Below are 2,995 nucleotides of genomic sequence, written 5' to 3' on the forward strand. Positions count from 1 at the left end.
GGCGCTGGATTTTCGTTTCTCATCGCCCCCCCCCAGGCCCGCGCCCGCGCGGTCAACCACCGCGCGGGCCCGCGCCCCGCCCGCCCCCCCGCCCGCCTGCCGGAAATTCTGCTGCCGCTCAGGCCTTGTTGCCGCAGCCCCAGGCGCTGTAGCCGCCGCGGGCGTCGCGCACCTTCTCGGCGATCGCGATCTGCTGCTCGCGGGTGGCCTTGTCCGCGGTCGGGGCGTACTGCTGGCCGCCGTAGGCGTTCCAGGTCTGCTTGTCGAACTGGAGGCCGCCGTAGTAGCCGTTGCCGGTGTTGATGGACCAGTTGCCGCCCGACTCGCACTGCGCGATGCGGTCCCACGCGCCGGTGTCGCCGATGGCCGGGGCCGGCGGCTTCTTGGTGCCGACCTTGATGATCTTGGCCTTGGCCTCGACGAGGACCTTCTCCGAGACGTGCTCGCGCGAGATCTCTTCGCCGTTTTTCTTCGTGACCTTGTAGGTCACCAGCTTCTTGCCCGGCGTGCCCGGGTCCTCGACGCTCTGCTGGCCCTGCAGCTGCGTCGGGTCGTCGACCTTCTGCACCTCGGGGTCGATGGTCTCTTCCTGGTTGACCATCGAGACGCCCATGCGGCTGACGTGGACCTCGGCACCGCTCTTCAGGCTGACGTCGAGGCCGCCTTCGATCGCGTCGTCCGGGCCGAGGTTCAGCTTCAGGTCGGAAACGAGCTCCTTGGTGGTCACCGCGGTGGTGTCCACCTTGCGGGGGCCGTTGGTGCCGTCGAAAAGCGTGATGTGCTTGAGGGTCTTGACCTGGACGGTCGACCCCTCCAGCGGCAGTTCGCCGGACGACGGCATCGACGTCCACGCGCCCTGCGAAAGCATGCTGCCCATGCCGAGCTGGTTCATGGCCTCGCCGAGAGTGGTCGCCCGGACCCAGGAGGGCCGCGACACGCCGTCCACGACGAGGTTCAGCTGACGGCCGCGCTCGAGCTTGATGACGCCGCCGTCGCCGACCGCCGCCTGCGGCGAGGGCGAAAGCGCGTCGTGCTCGCCGACCGACAGGCCCGCGTCCTCGAGCACCTCGCCGACGGTGCCGCCGTAGCTGTGCACGGTCTGCTGGTGGCCGTCGACGTCGACGGTGATGCTCTTGTTCATCGCGAGCGCCGCCGCGCCGCCACCGCCGACGGTGACCAGCAGCGAAAGCACCGCGCCCTTGAGGAAGCGGCGCTTCCAGGTCTTGGTCGCCTCGCGCAGCCCTTCCTCGACCGCGGCCTTCTTGGCCTGCGGGGAGGCGGTGCGGTCCTGCTCGACCTCGTCCGGGAGGACGAGCGGCGGAAGCATCGTGGTTTCCGCGTTGATGAGCCGGATCAGCTCGTCCACGTCGACGTCGATTTCCGACATGAGCATGTCGGCGTCCGGGCCGAGCGCGGCGAGCACGTCCTGCTCGGTCACGCGGAGCTCGTCGGAGAAGTCAATCTGCCCGTAGGCGGTGTCCTCGAGCTCGCGGTCGAGCACGGCCACCGACTCGGAGGAGGAGAAATACGCCGAACCCGCGTCAAGACGCGAGTCATCCTGCCGACTACCAGTCACCGGGTCGTTCCCTTTCCCAAGACACCGCGCGTCGTTCGCGCGTCGTCCTTCGTTCGCGACGCGCCCTCGGGCGCGCCTCTCAAGTCCGACACCCCCAGCCAGCGCCATCGTCACGGTTCCGAGTCGTACCAACCCCGGTTCCGCTTCCCCGACGTGCACTGACGTGACTGGTGGGCGTATCAGCCGGCTCCGCTGCGCGGTACCGACCGGCACGATCACGGGACAGTAACGGGTGTTGGCAGGTTGCGCAAACACCCCCCGGAGTGTCGTGACTTGCGTCACTCATCAGGTGGACGAATCCGGGGTCTCGAATGTCGCAATCCGTGCAAGCCGTTGTGACACTACGGAATCACGCGGGCAGCTGGTATGCGCGTTCGGCAGTGGTCCGGACCGCTTCGGCCACCTCGTGAACTCCCTCGCCCCGCAACTGGGCGAGGAAGCGGACGGTGTAGGCGGTACAAAACGGCTCGTTCGGCCGCCCACGGTAGGGATGAGGCGTCAGAAACGGTGCGTCCGTCTCCGCGAGGAACTGCCCACGCGGGACGATGCGCGCAGCCTCGTGCAGCCCACGCGCGTTCTTAAAGGTGACCGTGCCCGCGAAGGACAAGATGTAGCCCTTGTCGATACAGCGGCGCGCGATGTGCTCGTCGCCAGAGAAGCAGTGGAAGACGACCGTCTCAGGCGCGCCTTCCTCGTCGAGGATGCGAAGCACGTCCTCATGCGCGTCACGGTCGTGGATCATCAGCGCCTTGCCAAGCCGCTTCGCGAGGTCAATGTGCCAGCGGAACGCCGCCTGCTGCGCATCGTGCGGCGAGTAGTCCCAGTAGTAGTCGAGCCCCGTCTCGCCGACCGCGACCACCCGCTCGCCACGCGCCAGACGCTCCACTTCGGACTGCTCAGCAGACCCGAACTCCTTGGTACGCGTGGGATGAATCGCCACCGCAGCAAAGACCCGCGAATCCCAGGTGGACGCTTCGGAGGCCCATCGAGCAGCTGCGAGATCGTCGGCAACGGTGACGACGCGGGCGACTCCGGCCCGCTCTGCTCGATCGACCATCTCGACAACGTCAGCCGCAGTCTCCGCCCCACACGCGTCCAAATGAGTGTGCGCATCCACCACCGTCACCGGCAACCGATCAGGAACCGGAGGCAGTTCACGCTTCTCGTCACCCATGCCCCCAAGCTACTGCGCGCTGGACCCCGGATGCCGTGAAGGGCTCCACGAACTCAATCGCGACGCACCCAATGTGGCGTTCGGTGCGTCGCATGCACCCAATGCCACATTGGGGCGCTAACCCCGGCCCGAACCACCACCCGCACACGCAACCCGGCCAGGCACCCAAGCCGTGCGCCCCACCCACCGAACCGCAGCCGACACACCCCACCGAGCCCCGCGCAGCCACACCCGGCCCTGCACCC

Annotated in this window: 2 protein-coding genes; both read right to left on the reverse strand. The window is 67.9% G+C overall.

Features of this window, described 5'->3' with window-relative positions; genetic code table 11:
- Positions 1-118: 118 nt before the first annotated feature.
- The gene (locus tag ACWGIC_RS44805) at positions 119-1,501 is read right to left on the reverse strand and encodes a transglycosylase family protein (RefSeq protein WP_452082045.1); all 1,383 of its coding nucleotides are present in this window, start codon (positions 1,499-1,501) and stop codon (positions 119-121) included.
- Positions 1,502-1,925: 424 nt separating this feature from the next.
- On the reverse strand, positions 1,926-2,750 hold the full coding sequence (locus ACWGIC_RS44810; RefSeq protein ID WP_452082044.1) for a TatD family hydrolase: 825 nt from the start codon (positions 2,748-2,750) through the stop codon (positions 1,926-1,928).
- Between the last annotated feature and the right edge of the window lie 245 nt (positions 2,751-2,995).

The sequence above is a fragment of the Amycolatopsis sp. NPDC054798 genome (assembly GCF_053611505.1).

What these genes read in the sequence shown, in the direction of transcription:
- ACWGIC_RS44810 (WP_452082044.1), bottom strand. Translation starts at nt 2,750, where the DNA reads ATGGGTGACGAGAAGCGTGAACTGCCTCCGGTTCCTGATCGGTTGCCG.